The organism is Methylocystis sp. NC52PC, assembly GCF_055698645.1.
Window position 1 is genome coordinate 2,206,026 of sequence record NZ_CP170127.1, and the last position, 18,991, is coordinate 2,225,016.

The following is an 18,991-nucleotide window of genomic DNA, read 5'->3' on the forward strand; positions in this document are numbered from 1 at the left end:
TCAAGCGTTAGCGACTAACGCTTGACGACAGGAGTCGAGGATGTTCACCCACAACAAGAAGCTTCAATACACCGTTCGCGTCTCCGAACCCAACCCCGTGCTGGCGAGCCTGATCCTCGAGCAATTCGGCGGGCCGCAGGGCGAGCTCGCCGCCGCCATGCGTTATTTCACCCAGGCGCTTGCCGAAGACGACCCGGGCCGCAAGGACATGCTGCTCGACATTGCAACGGAGGAGTTAAGTCATCTCGAAGTGATCGGCAGCATTGTCGCCATGCTCAACAAGGGCGTGAAAGGCGAGCTTGCCGAGGCGTCCCAGACGGAGGCGGATCTTTACCGCTCTCTGACCCAGGGGGGCGACAGCCATACGCAGGCTATTCTTTATGGCGGCGGGCCGGCCCTGACCAACTCCTCAGGCGTGCCCTGGACCGCGGCCTATATCGACACGATCGGAGATCCGGTTTGCGATCTGCGGTCCAACATCGCCGCAGAGGCGCGGGCGAAGATCATCTACGAACGTCTCATCAACGTCACGGACGACGCGGGCGTAAAGGAAGCGCTCGGCTTCTTGATGACCCGCGAAATCGCGCATCAGAAATCCTTCGAAAAGGCGCTCTACTCCATCGAAGCGAATTTCCCGCCCGGCAAGCTGCGCGGCATGCCGGAATACGCCAATCTTTACGTCAACACCTCGCAAGGAGAGGGCGATGCGGAGGGCCCGTGGAACTCCGGCGATCAGTGGCGGCGGATGGACGACGTCATCGGCGGCATTCCGGTCGATGGCGGCGAGGGTGACGCGAGTGTGGGCTTGACGACCTCTGAGCAAAGCGATTTATCGAGCTTTACGGCCCGCACCATGTCAAATCCGACGGCCAATCCGACGACGGGCGTTGATCTCGGCCAGTCGGGCTCGGCTTGAATTCCAGGGGCCGCGCGAATGTAGCGCGGCCTGACACCTTCATGGATGCAAGGCCAGCGGCGCCTTGCGTTCCGCTCGGAGGCACCGCGCCAGTTCCTCGAGGTACAAAGCTCCCAACAAAGCGGCGCTGGTCAGGACGGCGACGACGTAGGCAGGCGGCAGCGGCTCCGACTTCCATCCGAGACTCAGTCTGGCGGATTCGGCGCCAACGCCGAACAGAGCGAGAAACTGCGGCCAGTGGCGCGCAGCGATAAGAGTCAGGCCGAGCAGCGGGACGATCTCCAGAAAACTATGCACATGCTGTTCGAGCGGCGTCACGCGTCGCCGAGAAACCGCGTAGCTGACGTCCCAGAAGGCCGTAACTTCGTGTAGCAAAAACATGATGATCATGAAGGCGATGATGAGAGCGTTCACCTCGAGAAAGATTGCCGCGAGCAGGGGCAGTCCGAGTTCGACGAACATGAGCAGATGAATAAAGGACTCCTTCGATCCGCTCGTCGACGCAATGTGGGTGGCGCGATGGCAAAGGTAGTCGCAAAGCCCAGCCAAGAGCCATAAGGGCACGACGAAATACATCAGTATCAGTGCGGTCGGGTCCTGCGGCATGCTAGCTTTCAATCTTCCCGAGGGGAGAAATTGCGGGTCCGTTGAGCACTTCGCCTTGGGGTGAGAACTGCGAGCCATGGCAGGGACAGTCCCAGCATCGCTCGAAGCTGTTCCAATGGACCTGGCATCCGAGATGGGTGCAAGCGGCGGAGCGCTGGCAAAGCGTGCCGTCCTCGTCGCGATAGGCGGCGATCTTTGCAAGGCCGTTTCGGATGATCGCGCCTTCCCCCGGCAGCAAATCGTCGACAGAGGATCGCTCTCCGGCGCCGGTCAGATATTGAGCGTAGTTCTTCGCAGCCGTGGCGTTTTCTTTGAGGAACTCGCCCATGGCGCGGAGCGGCTTGCGGCCCGGCTCGTAGATCGGCGCCCAGGCGCTGTCGCCACGCAAAATAAGATCGGCGATCAGCATGCCGGCCACAGCCCCATGGGTCATGCCCTGGCCCGAGTCCCCAGTGGCGACATAGACATTCTTCTCGCCCGGATTGCGCCCGATGAAGCCAATGTAATCGATCGGCTCCAGCACCTGGCCCGACCAGCGGGTCACTTCCTGGCCCAAAGAGGGCACGCGCTCCCGCATCCAACGCGCAAGCGAGAGGATGCGCTCCTGACCATTGTCGCTTTCACCGGATTTGTGGTCCTCGCCGCCGACGATCAGCAGGTCGACGCCGCCCTCGCCGGGCTGCAATCTGACATAGTGGTAGGGGTCGAGCGTATCCCAGTAGAGCGCGTCTGGAACGCTGCCCCGCGGAATCTCGAATGCGACCGCATAGGTGCGATACGGCGCCTGCTTGGTGTGGATCGAGAAGCGATCGTTGACGGGCGCATTGGTGGCCACAACGGCGGACTGTGCCTTGATATGCGCGCCGCCAACCGTGGCGACGTCGACGCCGCCGTTCTTTTCTTCCACGGACACAACGGGCGTAAAGGCGAAGAAGCGTCCCCCAGCCTTGCTGATTGCGGTCGAGAGGGCGGCAAGATATTTCAATGGATGAAAAGTCGCCTGATCGGGAAAGCGCAGCGCCGGCGTGGCTTCCTCCCCGACGAAAGGCAGGCCTTCTTGGCGTACGGCGAGCATGCCAACTTGCGCGCTCGCCACCAGCTCGGCGTCGATCACGGAGGGGTCCGTCTCCGGCGCAAGAAAAAGGTAGCCGTCGATGCGGCGGAAGTCACAGTTTGCCCCGAGATCGCGTTGAATAGCCTCGATACGGGAGATCGCCGCGGCCTGGCTGTATTGCCAGCCTCTCGCATTATCGAGCCCGCGCATCTTGATGAGTTCCTGGAAGCCGTCGTCACTATAGGAGGAGAGATGGGCGGTCGTTCGCGCCGTCATCCCGCCGCCAATCACGCCACGATCGAGCACCGTCACCTGCGTGCCGGCGCTCGCCAGTTCATAAGCGACGGACATGCCGGCGATCCCCGAGCCGATGACGACGACCTCGGTTTCAAGGTCGCCTTGCAAGGGTTCCGCAGCGATGGCGGGCGCGCCCCAGATCGGTGTGGTTCGCTCGGCTGTGACATTCATCTCGAGCGCTCCTACATTCGCTTGTCGGGCGCCGAGAATTGGCGATTTCGCCAGGCGAGAATGGACGCCGGCGTGACATGGGAAACGAGCGCGAGCAGCTTGTTTTGCCAGCCGCTGACGATCTCCTGGCGGCCTTCCATGAGGGCGTCGAAGCCGTCGCGCGCCACTTCGGCGGGGTCGGCCTTTTTGGATCGGCCCGCTTCTGTGTCGAGCATATTCGCCCGGCGGAAAAACTCGGTCTCCGTGGCGCCGGGCATCAAGCAGGTGATGGTGACGCCCGTCCCCTTCAGCTCGTCGGCGAGCGCCGTGGAGAAATTATAGATAAACGCCTTCGCGCCATGGTAGACGGCTTGAAACGAGCCTGAAATGAAGCCGGCGATCGATCCAACGATAAGGATTTTTCCGCTTCCCCGCGCCCGCATGTCGCGGCCGATCAGATGCGTGAGATACACTGTGCCCGTAACATTCGTGTCGAGCACGCGCCGGATCCCCTCGAATTCCTGGTCGAGGAAAGCGCCGCCGAGTCCGCGGCCCGCATTGGCGATGAGGATATCGACAGGGCGCGCGACACGTTTTACACAGTCATAAAGCGCTTCCACGCCGGCCGCCGTTGCGAGATCCGCTTCGATCTCGACGACGCGCGTTTCGCCCTTGCGCAGGGAGTTCGCGGCCTGTTCAATCTCTGGTTCGTCGGCGGCGATGACGAGGTCATAGCCCCGCTCGGCGCAGAGCTTGGCGAGTTCGAAGCCGATTCCAGTGGAGGCGCCGGTCACCACGGCGAGAGGACGCGGGTTCATCGCTTGGCTCTTTCCTTGCGCAGAAAGCGTCGCCCGATGGACCGAGTCCATGGGCGGTGGATGAACCGGGGGGCGATGAAGATGTTCCGCCATCAGCCTCGCGTCGAAATTGGCGAGGCGACGGGCGCTATTTATCTTCGGTAGCGCTCGGCGCTTCGGCGGCGAGCGCCATCTTTACCAGCTCCGCGAGATTGCCCGCCCGCATCTTGGCCATAATATTCGCGCGATGCACCTCGGCCGTGCGAATGCTGATGCCAAGATCGTGTGCGATCACCTTGTTCGACAAGCCCTTGAGCAGGCCCGCGAGAATTTCGTTTTCGCGTCGTGTCAAGGTCGCAAGCCGGCTTTTGATCGCCTGTGATTCACGGCTGCGATGAACCTCGGCGTTGCGGCGATCCAGCGCGGCGCCGACCGCCGTGATGAGCGCTTCGTCCTCGAAGGGTTTTTCAAGAAGATCGACGGCCCCGAGCTTCATGGCCTCGACCGCGAGCGGCACGTCCGCATGGGCGGTCAGAACCACGACGGGAATGGAAATGCGCTCCTCCTTCATTTTGGCGATCAGCTCGATCCCGTTCATTTCCGGCATGCGCACGTCGGTGACGACGCAGCCTTCCGCGCTCGGAGACACAGCCTTCAAAAAGGACAAAGCTGATTCGTAGGCGTTAACCTTGAACCCCTCGGTGCGCAGCAGGAGCCCGACCGCGTCGCGCAAGGCTGCGTCATCGTCGATGAGGTGCACAACGCGCTGATCATTCATGAAGTAACGTCCAAGTGCTCAAGCGGCAATATGAGACTAAATAGAGCGCCGCCCTGGCGCGTCTGCGCGGTCCAAATCCGTCCGTCGTGATCTTCGAGTATGATGAGGCTCGACAATACCCCGAGCCCGATGTCTTTGGCCTTCTTTAGCGTCAACACTTCAAAATCTGGCTCTCTGAATGGTTCCGGGTGGTTGGAGCCTGCGTCACTCATTTCCACTCGGATAGCGTCCGTGTCGAGGTTGGATGTCCGGATGGCAAGGTCCCGCCCGCCGGCCGCCCGCGTCGCTGCGGCGGCGGCGCGTAGCAGATTGCACAGGGCCAGCCTGATCTGCAACCTGTCGGCCATGACATTGTCGCGCAGGGCGGCGGGCTTCAGGCGGAAGCCGACCGCGTCCGGCGCGCCGTCGGCGCGAAGCGACTCCAGGCTTTCCTCAAGCAAAGCGTGCAGGCTCGCCAGCGTCTTGTCTGCTTCTCCGCACGGCAGGAGATCGCGCAGGTTCGCCACGAGCCGGCTGGCCCGTTGCGTCTGGGCCGTCGCCTTTTCCAAGATTTGGGCGATCTCCCGGTCGCCCGACTTACCCAGCATGCGGCCTGCGACGCTGAGATAGGTGGCGGTCGCAGCCAGGGGTTGGTTGATCTCATGGGCGAAAGCCGCAGCGCCATAGCTGAACGCCTCGAGGCGGTGGCGGAGGCGCTCCTCATCGAGGTTTGCAAGCTTGACCGGTGGGCGCCCGCTACACACGATACTCGAATCCCATCCTGTTCCCGCGGCGGGAAGCCTCGGCTCCCTTAGGGAGTTCTTGTCGTCTTCCCGCGTCGCCGCAAACGGGATTGTCACTGCTGGCCTCGAGCCGACCCCTTTGGCCTCGCTCTTGCTTCACCTGTCAAGCGACATTTTGCCGCAGGAAAAGTAAAGAGTCGACCGCAATGTCTTCGAAAAGGCCCGCCTGTTCGCGTGACCCTGCATAAGCCCCGGCTCCTGAAGCGAGTTCGATCAGAGATCTTGAGGAAATTAAGTGAAATCCCCTAGAGAGCAACCCGTCGGGATCTCTCGAAGATTTATTGCAGTATTTGAGCGCATTGCGGCAGGGGCCGTGAGGACGCGTGGGTTTTTGGCTGAGCTGCCGATTCGGGTGAGATAAACCCGTCAGATCGTCGCCAGGGTCCGAATCATCGGGCGATGAGTTTGACGGCTATGCTTGCCGGCGTTCAGGGGGTCGTTATCGTACAGGACGTGCGCATGGGCGTCGCCTTGCGCGGACGAAGGACGGGCTCGATGCGAGGCGGATAGTCGAAATGGAGCGCCCCTCTCAATGACCGCTTCCGAAACCACGGCTCATCGCATTCTGGTCATCGACGACGATCACGACGTCGCGGACAGTCTGGTGATGCTCCTCGAGACGTTCGGCGTGGACGTGCGCGTGGCCTATGGCGGGGAAGCCGGTCTCAACGCCTTGAGTCAATTCAAGCCCGAACTCGTCTTTCTCGATCTCGGCATGCCGAAAATGGACGGATACGAAACCGCACGGCGGCTGCGCGACATGCCTGAGGGACGCACAGTCAAGCTTGTGGCGCTCACGGGATGGGGACAGGATCAGATCAGCGACCGCGCGCGTGACGCCGGCTTCGATTTCCAGCTGACCAAGCCGGCCGCATTCGAGGATCTGCAGCGCATGCTCGACTCCCTCTCGTGACGCGTCGCATTTTGCGGCGCGTCGCAGCATCTCGGGCGAAAGAAACGCCTCCGGTTAAGGCGGGTCTTGCTCATTTACATTAAGACTGGGGCCAAATTAGCGCCGAGCGCCGAGGCGCTTGCATTTTCCGGCCACTGACTTGTAATGAGGCAGAAATATTTGGGGATTCGCCTTGGGGTTGTTATGGATGGGCAGGGGGGTAGGGCGCAACGCGCCTCGATCGCGGTTCGGTCTTTACTTGCTGTAGGCCTCTGGGGGCTCGGTCTGGCGGGGGCGCTCGCTAGCCTCTATGTGTTTCGAGGCGCTGAGGCCGCGCGCGATCTGGCTGGTCTGATCGCGCTTTTCTGCGGGCAGGCTTGTGTCGCCGAGTTGTTGGGGTTTCGCTGCGACTCCGCCAGCATCTCATTCCCCCGCCGGCTTTTGCCCCGAATAGGCTTTCCGACGCTTTGGCGACGGCGAATCGCCTTGCGCGACATCTCGCGCATCGACGCCTTAGGCGAGCGGGCCGCCTTGTTCTACCTCACCTCGACAGAGCGGATCGAACTGGTGTTTCCAGGCGGACACAGCAGGCATATTTTCATGCGCTTTCTCGCCAAGGCGTTGGAAGCACGGCGTCAGCCGCGGCGTCCCTCTGTTCAGGCCCGCCAGGGATAATGTCGCATGGCGGGCGCGACGCCGGTTTTTAATTTTGATCAAGGAAGTTGCGGCGGAGCAACAGGTTAAGCGAAATCAGAGAGGTGCGACAGGCTGAGCCCTTGTTTATCGCAAGCCCGCCTTCATACTCGCAAAATAAGAAGACGAACAAAGCGGCGACCGCATGGGCATGTCCTTCAAGCTCGCAAGACTCTCTCTGGCCTTGGCGTTGGCGACGGTGCTTGGCTTGGCGAGCGTCGCCCGCGCGTCCCATGAGGTTCACGCGCCGACGCAGGTCTTCCTGTCGGGCGATCAGGCGTTCACCCTACAAAATTGCTTATCATTTCACGTCGATGAAGACGGGTTTCCGGTAAAGCGGCTGCATATTCCAGCCTGCGTGGATTGCCTGTTCGCCGTCGCTCAGCAATGGATCAGCCATCCGCCGACCACAGTCCTACTGCGGCTGCAGGCGCCCAAGAGCCTGACATTCGATCTGCCCCTGCCGGTCCCTATGGCGGGCGTCGAATGGTTCTCCTCGCATTCGCCGCGGGCGCCTCCCTTTTCCTCCTGACGTCTCAGCCTAAGCCTTAACGACACGTCTGACCGTCACCAAACGCGCGCGCATTCGTCGCCGCGAGGGGGAGAATCATGATTCGCACTTATCTGATGCGCGGCGCGAGCGCCGGCGCAATGAGCTTGGTCGTACTTTCGAGCGCGAACGCTCAGGTGGCCTTGCCACCGATCACCATCTCCGCTCAAAGGACGAGCGAAACGTTAAATCCGACCGACGTTCCGACGCCGGAAAAGGAAGCCGAGGTCGTCGACGAAAAGCAAATCGTTCGCGAACTGCCGCCAACGGCCGATACGGCGCGGCTTCTTCGCGACGTGCCCGGCGTCAGCACCTACGAGGCTGGCGGCGTTTCCAGTCTGCCAGCGATCCATGGAATGGCGGACGACCGGATCAAGATTCTCGTTGGCGGCGTCCAGACGACGTCCGCTTGCGCCAACCACATGAATCCGCCACTTTCCTATCTCGGCCCCAGCAATGTCGAGCGGATCGAAGTCTACTCCGGCGTCATGCCCGTCAGCCGCGGCGGCGACTCGATCGGCGGCACGATCATCGCCGAGCCACGCGGACCGGTCTTCGCGCCGGATGCGCCGCCGTCTTCTCAGCTGGCGATCCCGCAAGGAGCGCTTATCCCGCTTCCCATTCTGAATCTGCCCGGGCCCGAACAACTCCGTTTCGGAGAAAACGGCGCCGTTCTCGTCACGGGCATGATCTCGAGCTTCTTTCGCGGCAACAACAACGGGATCAGCGTTTCAGGCGTCGCCAATGTGGCGACCAAGAATTGGAGCCTGCTCTATAGCGGCGACTGGCAGCGCGCGACCAACTACCATGCGGGCGGGGTCGGCGAGAAAATCCTTTCGACCAATTTCATCTCAGAGAACCACTCGGCGACCCTGGCCTTTCAAAACAACGGGCAGTACCTCTCGCTGCGGGGCGCCGTTCAGAACATTCCCTATCAGGGGTTCCCGAACCAGCGCATGGATATGACGCGCAACCAGGCCTACAGCTTCGAAGGCAGGTACAAAGGCCTGCTCGACTGGGGCGCCGTCGACGCGCGCATCTACTGGAACAATGTCAACCACAAGATGGGATTTCTGCAGGACAAGCAGCCGGCCAACATGCCGATGGCGACGATTGGCACGGACTACGGCTATGCGGTCAAGGCCGAGATTCCTTTCCAGAAATTCTCTCAAAGGGACATTCTGCGCATCGGCAGCGAGTTCCACGGCTTCCAACTGAATGACTGGTGGGAGCCGGTGCCGGCCAATTGGCAGCCCGGACGATTCATGTCCATGATGGGCATGGTTTCGTATATGCCCTCGATGAACATGATGGGGCCGGGGGCGTTCTGGAACATCAATAACGGCAAGCGCAACCGCCTCGGCCATTATGCGGAGTGGGACGCGCAATGGAATGACCGGTGGTCCTCGCTGCTCGGCGTCCGCAACGACACTGTCTGGTTCAACACCGGGACCGTATCGCCTTACGATTGGCGAGACCCGACGCCGATGACGATCTGTCCCGTCATGATGGGACAAATCCTGCCCTGCGGCCCGAGCGCCATGATGGCGATGAATAACCCCGACGTGCCCGCGGCCAACGCCTTCAACGCCCAGAACCGGTCTCGCACCAACGTCAACTTCGATATGACGGCCCTGGTGCGCTATCAGCCGAACGATTTCAGCAAATATGAGTTCGGCTACTCCCGGAAGACGCGGTCGCCCAACCTCTACGAACTCTACGCCTGGGCGCCGACCCCGATGGCGATGTTCATGAACAATTGGTTTGGGGACGCCAACGGCTACGTCGGCAACCTCAATCTCAAGCCGGAAGTCGCTCACACGGTCGGCCTGACTGCGCTCTACGCGGATCCGAAAGGCGACTGGGAGGCGCGGATCGCGCCCTACTTCAGCTACATCGAGAATTTCATCGACGCGGCGCGTCTCTACAATTCGCCGACCCCCACGCCGACGCAGCCCTACGTCTTCCAGATGCTGCAATTTCGCAACTACAAAGCGATCATCTACGGCGCCGACCTCTCCGGTCGGTTGAAGCTGCTCGAAGACCCGATGTTCGGCCGCTTCGATGGCACGATCGTCGCGAATTACACCTATGGCCAGAACCTGGAGATGGGGCAGGTACAGAACTGCGCCTTCTTCGACAACGCCTGCTACGCCTATGCGAACCTGTTCGTCAAAGGCCATACCGGCATCTATCATATCATGCCGTTCAATACCCGCGTCGGACTCGAACATAAGTATGGCGGATGGTTCAGCGGGGCCGACGTTCAGGTCGTCGCCGGCAAAAATGTCGTGAGCATCCCGCGCTATGAGCAGATCACCAATGGGTATGTGCTGCTCAATCTGCGCACCGGTTATGAATGGTCGAATCTGCGCATCGACCTCGGGGTACAGAACGTAACGAATACGCTCTATACGCTTCCCTTGGGCGGCTTCTACTATTCCGGGTACAAGCGAGCTGGCGCCAACTCTGGCGTACCTGGAATGGGCCGGAATTTTTATGCCGGTCTGACGGTCAAGTTTTGATGGCGATCATGGGAGGCGGCGCCTTGGCGTCGCCTTTTCTCCACGAGACGTTTACGGACGTCGCCCGCTCCGGAAACAGCGCCGTGGACGCCTCCTCCGGTCACAACAGCCCACATTCCTTTGCAATCTTCCTCAAGTCCTTCCCGCGCCGTCCGCGTTGTTCAGGCTCGAGCAGAAAGCGGATACCCAAGCCCCGGAGTCGATCGATGAAAGACGAGACGGTTGGATCGTCGCGGCTCTTGCCGAAAAAGGGCGCGATTTGATCCGCCAATGTGCTGGCGTGCCGGGCGAGCACCCGGCGCAACTCGTCTTCGTCTCCAGCTTCGATGACGGCTGCGAGGAAGAAGCGCATCCGGTGGGCGTCGAAGATCAGCGCCTCCAGAAACGCGAACGCTTCATCGAGGCTTTTCGGAGGGGTCGCTTGCCCGTGTTGGTGAGAAGCCTCCAGCACCGCCGCCAACAGATCGGCTTTTCGCGGGAAGTAATATGTCAGGTGTGATTGCGTAACGCCCGCCGCCTTGGCGACCTTGGGTTGGGTCAGCGATTTGATGCCGCTCTTGGTCGCGATCTCGATCGCCGCATCCAGGATGCGCTGTTCCGTGTTGACTTCGTCGCGCACAATCATTGGCTCTCGCAAGGGCTCTCCTCACCCGCCGCGTCGCCACGAGTAACAAAATCCGCCGGCTTTCGCCACGGCCGAACAGCCAAGCCTTCAAAGCGTGTCATGCTTGCAACAATGCGCGAAATTATGCCGAAGGCGGAGCTCCCGCCCGAGCGAACCATTGCATTCGATGAATTGGTGACCTACCAATCATTCCTGTCAAGCAAGGGCGGATGAGGCCGATTCCTCGTCGCTCGTGGACGAAAAGCGAAGTGCGATGCTCAACGTTAAGGCTCATAGACGCTCGCTGCTCGTCAAGAGCATTGCAGTTGTCGCGCTGTGCCTGTTCGTTTTGCGGGGCGTCGGCTTCATTGAAATGGTCGCGTCTCTGGCCGCCGGTCCAGCCGGATCCGCGAAAGCATCGTTTCTCGCAATGACCGCCGGCGAGAAGTGTCACAGCGACGACAAAAAGACGGACCCGGCGCGGCGAGATCATTCGACATGCTGCGTCTCATGCGCCTGGGCGCGAGACGCTGTGCTTCTCGATGTCGTCATCGCCGCCCGCATTCTCGATCTCTTTCCAGAAACGCACATTAGCCTGCCAGCGTGGTCCGTCGACGCGACGGCCAGAGCCCCGGCCCCGGGATTAATCGCAAATTGGTCGGCGACATCGCCGCCGCGCTCAAAGATCTGAGACGCTTTTCTCGATTATCGCCGCAATAGCCGATGCATCGGTCGAGCGCTGATTGTGCAGCAGGACTCTTGCGAGTCCGCTCGAATTCGGCCCGGTAGCTCGAACGAGCCTTGGCGCGCGTCCATTCTTTTCGCACTGGAACATGAGATGCCCCGTAATCGCCTGGCGCTCGGCGCCTCCGTCATCGCCCTTGTCCTTGCCCAAGCGTCTCACGCCGACGCCCAAGAGACCCTTCCGACGATCGAGATTGGAAAACAGAAACAGAGGGCCGGTCGATCGGCTCGCCCCGGAGACGCGCCCGCCTCCACGCCCAGCGTCACGGCGGAACCGGGCTCCGGACTGCAGGGCTCCAATCTGGAAGGCGCGCCGCTTTTCACGAGAGGCGGCGGCTCCCTTGTCGCGCCTTCAATCCCGAAAGTGCGTGCAGAGCTGCGACGCAACGTCGGCTCGATCGGCTTTATCGACGCAAATACCCCGGAACAGCAGACGCGCTACATCTCCGATCTGCGCGACGCTCTGAAGGACGCTCCCGGCGTTTTCGCTGAGTCGCGCTATGGGCAAGAGCTTCGTCTGTCGATCCGCGGCTCGAATCTCACGCGCGACTACCATATGCGCGGGCTGGAGCTTCTGCAGGACGGCATTCCGATGACTTTCGCCGACGGCGGCGGCGATACTTATTCCATCGACCCCCACTATTATCGCGCAATCGAAATCTACAAGGGCGGCAACGGCCTCGCCTATGGATCTTCGACCTTGGGCGGCGCCATCAATTTCATATCGCCGACCGCCTACACGGCGATTTCGCCCAATTATCTGAATGTCGAGGGCGGCAGTTTCGATACGATACGCGGACAAGCTCAGGCGTCGCGCATTTTTGGCGACTTCGACGTTCTTTTGAACGGGTCTTACGCCCATTCGACTGGATTTCGAGGTCACTCGAGCTCGAATTACCTTCATGTAAACGGCAATGTCGGCTACCGGTTCGGAAACAGGATCGAAACGCGCTTTTATTTCGGTGTGTATGACACGAGCCAGCAGATCCCGGGAACGCTCGATCTCAACCAGACTCTCACAGCGCCCTGGACGAGCCTGCCGCCCTTCATCGCCAGCCCATGGCAAGGCGGCTTTTCCGGTAATCAAGGCCGCTATCAGCAAAACTATCGAATCGCCAACAAGACCACTTTCGATTTCGACTTCGGCCGACTCGACGTCAACAGCTGGTACGTCGGACAGTATCTCTATCACCCCATTTTCGTGGTGCTTCAGCAAAATACCGACAACTGGGGCGTGACGCCGAGATTCACCTCGACGCACGACATTCTGGGCCACAAGAATGAACTGATCGCCGGCGCCCGATTCTGGGGCGAGAGCGGCACGGACAAATGGTGGACGAATATCAACGGCGTTATGGCGAATCCGCTTGGCCCAAGCGGCGTCGCCAATCTCTTCGGCCCGCCGGGCTTCACCCCCTTTCAATTGGGTTTTCCGCCTTTTTCCTGGAACGCCCTGTCGCAACTTGGCGTCTTGAACACGTGTATTCCCGGCGCATTCCAGTTCCCGTCGGGAAATCAGGTCTGTCCGGGATTTGTAAACGTCGGCCAAAATCCGCAGCTGCGTAACAACGTCTTCGGGGCGTTCAACGCCGAGGCTTATTTTGAAGATCGCTTTCATATCCTGCCGAACCTCGTCGGCATGGTCGGGCTCAAATATATGAGCGACCGCAGAAGTTCGGCGGCGCTGGGCGGGATCCCGTTCGAGCCGATACCGGGCAACGCGTCGCGCACGTATCATGGCGTGATGCCGAAGGTCGGCCTGATGCTCGAGGCCGCACCCGATATCCAGGCCTTTACCGATCTGACCTTCGCCAGGGACGTGCCTGACCTGATCGACCTCACTCAAACGATCTTCCCGCCCCGGCCGCCGTGGATCGCAAATCCGAACGGGACGTTCGGCTACCAGATGAACCCGCTCAAGGCGCAAAAGGCATGGACCTGGGAAGTGGGCTCGCGCGGGACATGGGACCGCTTCACCTGGGATATCACTTACTACTATTCCCGTATTTGGGACGAACTGTTGAAGTTCAACGTCGATCCTGCGTCCGGCGTTTTCTCGACCACCTTCAACGCGCCCAACACCGTTCATCAGGGCGTCGAGCTGGGCGGCGGCGTCGAGGTCCTCCGCAATCTGCGAGGACCGGACGCCGGGGACTATGTCAAGATCTCCCAGATCTGGGATCTCAATCTCTTCTCCTTCCTTGGAGACAGGGTCTATGGCGGCAACTGGCTCCCGGCGATTCCGCGCAACGTCTTGCGCACCATCGTGAGCTATAACTCCAACGATGGATTCTATATCGGGCCGCAGGTGGACTGGGTTCCCACGGGGGCATATGTGGATTACGCCAATACGCTGCGGGCGCCAGGCTATGCGTTGATTGGCCTCCAGGCGGGCATAAAGACCCCCAACGGTCTGGAGGTCTATGTCGATGCGCGAAATCTCGGCAATGTTCACTACGTCAGCGACGTCATCAGCGTGGCGAACGCCCAGAGGCCGGTCGACAACGCTTTTCCCGCGGGAAATCCGCAGGCCTTTTATCCGGGGAATGGCGCGTCGATCTATTCAGGCCTGAAATACCGCTTTTAGCCCATGAGAGACAAAGCCGCCGCCGCTCAAGGCGGCGGCAAATCCGCAGGCGACCGAGGGCTGGCAAAATTGTCGACGACTGTCCTTCCGCCGGAAATGACGAGATCGGGATATTCCAGGACTTTGAAATTCGTCCGGGGATCGCCCTTGACTGCAATGAGATCGGCTGGCGCCCCCGCGCGCAAGGCGCCAAGCGGCGCCAGGCCCAGTTCCTTCCCGGCTTCCGAGGTGGCGGACCTCAATATGTCCACATCGGACATTTCGGCCATATGTCGCATGAGCTGCAATTCCCGGGCGTCGATGCCCCAGGGAATTTCCAGATGCGCGATTTCGGCGCCGTAAAGGAAAGACGCGCCGGCTTTTGCGAGCTTGCGGGCGTTGGCGAACGCGCCCTGGCACGAGGACAGCGTGTCGAGAGTCGTGACGATCTTCACTTTCTGCTTTACCGCCTGCCGAACAAGCGCCTCATCGAGCTCTGAGCAGGGCACATGCGCCCATTCGTCCACGCCTGCCGCGAGTGCAATCGACGCGCCTTTATTTTCGCTGACATGAGCCGTGACGATCCTGTGGAGTCGGTGCGCCTCCTCGACGACAGCGGCAATGATGTCGACGGACGCGATGGGCCAGGGAGGCGGGACGGCTCCATCATGTTCGTGACTCCAAGGCGCGCCAGGCTCGCCTCCTGGCTCCAGCGCGACTTTAATGACCGCGGCGCCTCCTTGGACGAGCTTTCGAACGAGCGCTTTCGCGTCCTCAGCCGTTTGAACGGTCTCGGCAAGATAGCCCTTCCCGAACACGGAGAGAGGATAGCCCTGTTGAACCGTGATGATCGGGCCGGCTGTCAGGACTCGAAGTCTGCCTGTTCCGCCCGTAGGCGGCGAGAGCGGTCCGCCAACGTCCCGCAAGGTTGTGATCCCATGCCGGAGTATGACCTCCTGCGGCAGGTTTCGGACGAGGGAATGGGCGTGGAGCTCGATGAACCCCGGCAGGATTGTCGCATCGCCGAGATCGATAATCCTGCTCGCGCGCTCTTTGAGAACTTCGCGGGGGCCGACATCGACAATGACGGGACCCTCGATCAAAATAGCTTTTTCGGACTGAAAGTCGACTCCGTCGAACAATCTACGCCCCACAACCAAAATTCGTTCGCCGACCTGCGTTTGATCTTCCGCGCGAGCCGGAATGGAGGCGCCGATCAAAGCAGCAAAGGCGAGTAGGGAGCAGAGGCGAGCTTTGATGCTCGAGCGGCCATGCTGATGCTTCTTGGAAGTGAACATCCTTCGCTTACTTTCAGGGTTTGAAACCGGCGGTGCAATGACGTCGGCGTGTCGGGGCTCGCTGATGGCGAGAGAGATGAGCTAGAAGCGGCGACCGGCGCGACAGGCCGGAGACGGCCATGCGCCACCACTGTTTTAGCAAGGCGAGCCGCTCTAACTCCGCCTTGAGTGCATTCGGGCTTCTTTTCAAGATTCAAACCGCCGCTTGCCCCGTTCGGGGACCATCTCGACCTCGAGGAATAGAAGCGAACGAAGAGCGAAGCAACACGCCGCAGCGTCTTGTTCGCCGCCGCCTCGACCATCCGGACGACTGGGCTACTGATGCCGATCAGACCCCTCCCTCCCGAGCTGCCATTCGGCATCTACGACTGCCTGAACGGTGTGCAGTCCAGCCGGCGGCTCCTGCGCGAGGGCGCTCGCAATATCGAGACGACGTGGCTCATCGGCCGTTTGCTTCTGCTCGATTTGATACAGAGATCGTCGCTGTTGAACGATTGCAATATACTGACGGTCAAGAGAACAGCGAAATATTGTCTTCTCAGGGTATTTGCAAAATGGTCTTTTGATGCAATCGTTGTATCCATATTGCGAATGTGGTTGCGGCTGGTGCAGCTGAGTCTTCCTTTGCTGGGGATTGCACCGTGATTGAAAATATTGCAACGCCAGCGTCGGCTCATCGAACGTCATGCAAAAACTATTTTTGATGAATATCGTGGCAGGAAACAAAGATCGTTTGAAGAGAAGAGGAAAATCAATGATCAATCTGCAACGATTGTCCCGGTTCGCAGCGAATCTCGCAGCTCGCGGACCGATTTACGCGCAAATTGCCTATTCGATCGACTCTGCCGCTCCATTGGGAGGAGAAGCCAACTGGAATTTTTGGACGAAACAGTCGCCGGTCGGGCTTCGGTTCGCTCGTTCCTATCCACTGAAATCCACACGAGAGAAATATCTAACGTCGATGCTTAAGGCGGACCGTGCATCGGGAATCGAAGCGCATTACGATGTTTCGAATGATTTTTACGCTTTATTCCTCGATAAGAAATACAGGTTCTACACCTGCGCCGAGTTTCAAAACGGTGAAGACACGCTAGAGAAGGCGCAAGAGAGAAAAGCTGAACATATTCGCTCACTTCTCGATCTGGAAGGAGACGAAAAAATTCTGGAGCTGGGGTGTGGTTGGGGCTCGATGCTCAAATTCTTGCGCGACCGTGGGCATCGAGGCCACTTGAAGGGCGTCACACTATCCAAGGAACAGCTGAGTTACGTCAAAGACACGCTCGGCCTTGATGCGTCTTTGTCGGATTTTGTTACAGATCCATTTGAAGGTGCGCCTTACGACCGAATCTACTCGATCGGCGCTATTGAACATGTAAAGCCTGACGAGCTGGAGGGCTTGTATCAGAAGATTTATGACGCTCTTAGGCCAGGAGGTCTCTCGGTGCATCAATTCTTCTCGCTGGAGCTCGAGCCATACCCCAGTGCAATGGTGGCGTCACAGCTATTTTTTCCAGGATCTCTCCTTGTTATGCACGACGTCCATGTCAAAGCCGCAGAGAAGGCCGGTTTCACGGTGAGGCGCGACTCAATTCATGATTATAGACCCACCCTGAGAGCGTGGTACGAACGGCTTACTGGAAAACAAGAAGAAGCGCTGAAGTTGGTCGATCTGCGAACGTATAACCGCTATATGATCTTTTTCCCGGTTTCATGGCTGTTTTTTCAGCTGGAAGAAGCCAAGCTGCATAGAATGGTTTTGGAGAAACCTGTTTCGTGAACGCGAACGAGTGAATCAGCCGAACGCATAAAAGGTTTGGCTTGGATGTCGGGTCGGATGGAAACACGCCGGGGCCGAGCCGTCAGAGCGCGAGAGGATCCCCGAAGAGCGGGAAATGGGCGCCCGAGTGCGCAACAAATTCCGACGTTCAGCCGGGCCGCTCCGGCTCTGGGACATTATCAGACGGGACGCGCTTGATTTCTATGGCGAGAGAGACGGGGCTCGAACCCGCGACCTCCGGCGTGACAGGCCGGGGAAGGCCATGTGAAATCAATGCCCTGCAAGTCGAACCGCCCTCAACGCTGCCTTTGAATTCATTCGGACTTCTTTCCGGAAGTCGGACCGCTAGCTCTCCCAATGCGGACGCCGGCAAAATTGCGGCACCGCCTTGTCTTAGCGCTCCGCAACGATTTGGAAAATCGCTTTTGCACTGGCCGCCCTCGCACTAGCCGGCAATTGTACTGCGGCCCGGTTTTGAGACAACCGACTGCGCTTATTCAGGCGGCCAAGGGTAGCTCTGCGATGTTTGCCTTGGCAACCGAAAGCTGTTCGGCTCTCACCTGATCGGGCGTTTTGTAGCCGTGCCTGGCGACGAGCCAAGTTTTGTTGTAACGCGCGGCGAATTCGATGAGCGCCACCCTGAGGTCCTCGATCGTGCGGAAGGCCCTGACCCACAACAGGTTCTCCTTCAGCGTCCGGATGAAGCGCTCGGCGACGCCATTGCCCTCGGGCTCTCGCACGAAAGAGGGCGAGGCTTCAATTCCCAGGCATTTGACCTCGGACTGAAAATCTTCCGACATGTAATTGGACCCGTGATCGTGACGCAGTCTCAATCCGCAGGCGATTTCTGGAGCGATCGCGCCGAAGCAGCGTTTCACGCCCTGTCGAACAGGCTCCAGCGCCTCGAACCGATTGGCTGATTTTGCGGCGTGAACGCCGACGACCTCCGAGTTGGCGTGTTCGACGGCGACGAACACATAAGCCTTGCCTTCATCGGTCGTAACCGTTTGTGTCATGTCGGTTCCCCACATTTCGTTGACACGATCGGTGACGATCGTGCCGTCATGCGTCTTGGCCGACGCCGACACCACTCGATGCGGCGCAAGCAATCCATGTTCGCGCATCACGCGCCGCACCCGTCGGGGACTGGCGCGCACGCTGGAGACTCGTAGCCGCGCCCATATCTTCCGGTAGCCTTCGCCATGGAATTCAGAGGCCTCGATTTCGCGACGGATGTGATCCGCCAGTTCGGCATCCGAACATGCCCCAATGGGGCCGGGTCGACGTCGGGGAGTGTCTTCAGGCGTCTCCACGCGAGATCGATACACGGTTGCCCGCGACAGGCCCCACACCCGCGTCACGCGCGACAATCCATAGATGCGACCGAAAGACAGAGAACGAGCCCGGCTCATTTCCTCGGCCTCCGGCGGGCCAAAGGGCGTTTGTTTTCCAGGACGTCAATCTTGGCGTAGAGAAGCTCGTTATCCATGGTGATCTCGCCCACCTTGGCCTTCAGCCGGGCGATCTCATCGTCGCGGTCATCCCGCTCGCGCTCTTTCAGAGCCGAGGCGGCCCCCGCCAGAGCCCGATCCCGCCATTCGGTCAGCTTCTGGATGGTGACATTGGTCTCGCGAGCCACCAGTTCCAACGGCTCTCCGCGTAGGAGGCGGGCCACGACCGCCATCTTGCGCTGAACGGAAAAACGCCGGCCCCTGGCGCTAACCTTCTCTTCCTTGGTCACTTTCAAATCTCCGGTTGCGGTTCAAATTACCGCAGCCGGCTGTCTCACCTAACCGTGCCGCACCCCAGCACTAGCCGGCAATATCTACATCCACTAACAAACATCTGGTCCCAAACAACGGTCCAAATTGAGACGGAGGCGGGTGGCACGCTCTACCGGGGAGGGTGGCGTCGACGACAACGCCGCGGCCGCGAGAGCAGCCTTCGAGTACGGCTCGGATC

15 protein-coding genes and 1 pseudogene are annotated in these 18,991 nt (G+C 60.0%); 8 read left to right on the plus strand and 8 right to left on the minus strand.

The genetic code is table 11. The features are described from left to right. Nucleotides 1-40 precede the first annotated feature (40 nt). Nucleotides 41-916, plus strand: a complete 876-nt coding sequence (locus tag ACETII_RS12585) for a manganese catalase family protein (protein WP_363346431.1) — start codon at nt 41-43, stop codon at nt 914-916. A 39-nt stretch (nt 917-955) separates the two neighbouring features. On the opposite strand, the gene ACETII_RS12590 is transcribed toward ACETII_RS12585, so the two are convergent. The 5 genes from ACETII_RS12590 to ACETII_RS12610 form a co-directional block, all read right to left on the minus strand. Continuing rightward, nucleotides 956-1,522 carry a diguanylate cyclase gene (locus tag ACETII_RS12590; protein WP_472785703.1) on the minus strand — a complete coding sequence of 189 codons (567 nt, stop codon included), beginning with the start codon at nt 1,520-1,522 and terminating at the stop codon, nt 956-958. A 1-nt stretch (nt 1,523) separates the two neighbouring features. After that, nucleotides 1,524-3,044: an FAD-dependent oxidoreductase gene (locus ACETII_RS12595; RefSeq protein ID WP_472785704.1), complete on the minus strand. Its 1,521-nt coding sequence runs from the start codon at nt 3,042-3,044 to the stop codon at nt 1,524-1,526. Between the two features lie 11 nt (nt 3,045-3,055). Beyond that, nucleotides 3,056-3,841 (minus strand): SDR family NAD(P)-dependent oxidoreductase, encoded by a 786-nt coding sequence (locus ACETII_RS12600; protein ID WP_472785705.1) that lies wholly within the window; start codon nt 3,839-3,841, stop codon nt 3,056-3,058. A 127-nt stretch (nt 3,842-3,968) separates the two neighbouring features. Beyond that, on the minus strand, nt 3,969-4,598 hold the full coding sequence (gene fixJ, locus ACETII_RS12605; RefSeq protein ID WP_363346439.1) for a response regulator FixJ: 630 nt from the start codon (nt 4,596-4,598) through the stop codon (nt 3,969-3,971). After that, complete coding sequence (locus ACETII_RS12610) at nt 4,595-5,437, minus strand: histidine kinase dimerization/phospho-acceptor domain-containing protein (RefSeq protein WP_472785706.1); 843 nt, start codon at nt 5,435-5,437, stop codon at nt 4,595-4,597. Before ACETII_RS12610 ends, fixJ begins: the two co-directional genes overlap by 4 nt. 475 nt (nt 5,438-5,912) lie before the next feature. On the opposite strand from ACETII_RS12610, the gene ACETII_RS12615 reads away from it, so the two are divergent. The 4 genes from ACETII_RS12615 to ACETII_RS12630 all read left to right on the plus strand — a co-directional run bounded on the left by ACETII_RS12615 (nt 5,913) and on the right by ACETII_RS12630 (nt 10,040). Next, nucleotides 5,913-6,293, plus strand: a complete 381-nt coding sequence (locus ACETII_RS12615) for a response regulator (protein ID WP_363346443.1) — start codon at nt 5,913-5,915, stop codon at nt 6,291-6,293. Nucleotides 6,294-6,758: 465 nt separating this feature from the next. After that, entirely contained in the window at nt 6,759-6,947 is a 189-nt protein-coding gene (locus ACETII_RS12620) for a hypothetical protein (protein ID WP_363346445.1), read from the plus strand. 163 nt (nt 6,948-7,110) lie between these two features. Then, nucleotides 7,111-7,497: a hypothetical protein gene (locus ACETII_RS12625; RefSeq protein ID WP_472785707.1), complete on the plus strand. Its 387-nt coding sequence runs from the start codon at nt 7,111-7,113 to the stop codon at nt 7,495-7,497. A 77-nt stretch (nt 7,498-7,574) separates the two neighbouring features. Beyond that, the gene (locus ACETII_RS12630) at nt 7,575-10,040 is read left to right on the plus strand and encodes a TonB-dependent receptor (RefSeq protein ID WP_472785708.1); all 2,466 of its coding nucleotides are present in this window, start codon (nt 7,575-7,577) and stop codon (nt 10,038-10,040) included. A 100-nt stretch (nt 10,041-10,140) separates the two neighbouring features. Here ACETII_RS12630 and ACETII_RS12635 read toward each other — a convergent pair whose 3' ends face one another. Beyond that, nucleotides 10,141-10,665: a TetR/AcrR family transcriptional regulator gene (locus ACETII_RS12635; protein ID WP_472785709.1), complete on the minus strand. Its 525-nt coding sequence runs from the start codon at nt 10,663-10,665 to the stop codon at nt 10,141-10,143. Between the two features lie 817 nt (nt 10,666-11,482). Between ACETII_RS12635 and ACETII_RS12640 the strand changes: the two genes are divergently transcribed. Then, nucleotides 11,483-13,975 (plus strand): TonB-dependent receptor family protein, encoded by a 2,493-nt coding sequence (locus ACETII_RS12640; protein ID WP_472785710.1) that lies wholly within the window; start codon nt 11,483-11,485, stop codon nt 13,973-13,975. Between the two features lie 26 nt (nt 13,976-14,001). On the opposite strand, the gene ACETII_RS12645 is transcribed toward ACETII_RS12640, so the two are convergent. Continuing rightward, nucleotides 14,002-15,252, minus strand: a complete 1,251-nt coding sequence (locus ACETII_RS12645) for an amidohydrolase family protein (RefSeq protein WP_472785711.1) — start codon at nt 15,250-15,252, stop codon at nt 14,002-14,004. 321 nt (nt 15,253-15,573) lie between these two features. Between ACETII_RS12645 and ACETII_RS12650 the strand changes: the two genes are divergently transcribed. Then, nucleotides 15,574-15,897 carry a hypothetical protein gene (locus ACETII_RS12650; RefSeq protein WP_472785712.1) on the plus strand — a complete coding sequence of 108 codons (324 nt, stop codon included), beginning with the start codon at nt 15,574-15,576 and terminating at the stop codon, nt 15,895-15,897. 40 nt (nt 15,898-15,937) lie between these two features. Then, nucleotides 15,938-17,029 carry a class I SAM-dependent methyltransferase gene (locus ACETII_RS12655; RefSeq protein ID WP_472785713.1) on the plus strand — a complete coding sequence of 364 codons (1,092 nt, stop codon included), beginning with the start codon at nt 15,938-15,940 and terminating at the stop codon, nt 17,027-17,029. Between the two features lie 497 nt (nt 17,030-17,526). Here the strand turns inward: ACETII_RS12655 and ACETII_RS12660 are convergent. Further along, nucleotides 17,527-18,776 (minus strand): annotated as a pseudogene (locus ACETII_RS12660) (IS3 family transposase). Between the last annotated feature and the right edge of the window lie 215 nt (nt 18,777-18,991).

Excerpts from the sequence above, each read along its gene's own strand:
- ACETII_RS12585 (WP_363346431.1), top strand. The coding sequence starts at position 41 with ATGTTCACCCACAACAAGAAGCTTCAATACACCGTTCGCGTCTCCGAA.
- ACETII_RS12590 (WP_472785703.1), bottom strand. The coding sequence starts at position 1,522 with ATGCCGCAGGACCCGACCGCACTGATACTGATGTATTTCGTCGTGCCC.
- ACETII_RS12595 (WP_472785704.1), bottom strand. The coding sequence starts at position 3,044 with ATGAATGTCACAGCCGAGCGAACCACACCGATCTGGGGCGCGCCCGCC.
- ACETII_RS12600 (WP_472785705.1), bottom strand. The coding sequence starts at position 3,841 with ATGAACCCGCGTCCTCTCGCCGTGGTGACCGGCGCCTCCACTGGAATC.
- fixJ (WP_363346439.1), bottom strand. The coding sequence starts at position 4,598 with ATGAATGATCAGCGCGTTGTGCACCTCATCGACGATGACGCAGCCTTG.
- ACETII_RS12615 (WP_363346443.1), top strand. The coding sequence starts at position 5,913 with ATGACCGCTTCCGAAACCACGGCTCATCGCATTCTGGTCATCGACGAC.
- ACETII_RS12625 (WP_472785707.1), top strand. The coding sequence starts at position 7,111 with ATGGGCATGTCCTTCAAGCTCGCAAGACTCTCTCTGGCCTTGGCGTTG.
- ACETII_RS12630 (WP_472785708.1), top strand. The coding sequence starts at position 7,575 with ATGATTCGCACTTATCTGATGCGCGGCGCGAGCGCCGGCGCAATGAGC.
- ACETII_RS12635 (WP_472785709.1), bottom strand. The coding sequence starts at position 10,665 with ATGATTGTGCGCGACGAAGTCAACACGGAACAGCGCATCCTGGATGCG.
- ACETII_RS12640 (WP_472785710.1), top strand. The coding sequence starts at position 11,483 with ATGCCCCGTAATCGCCTGGCGCTCGGCGCCTCCGTCATCGCCCTTGTC.
- ACETII_RS12645 (WP_472785711.1), bottom strand. The coding sequence starts at position 15,252 with ATGTTCACTTCCAAGAAGCATCAGCATGGCCGCTCGAGCATCAAAGCT.
- ACETII_RS12650 (WP_472785712.1), top strand. The coding sequence starts at position 15,574 with ATGCCGATCAGACCCCTCCCTCCCGAGCTGCCATTCGGCATCTACGAC.
- ACETII_RS12655 (WP_472785713.1), top strand. The coding sequence starts at position 15,938 with ATGCAAAAACTATTTTTGATGAATATCGTGGCAGGAAACAAAGATCGT.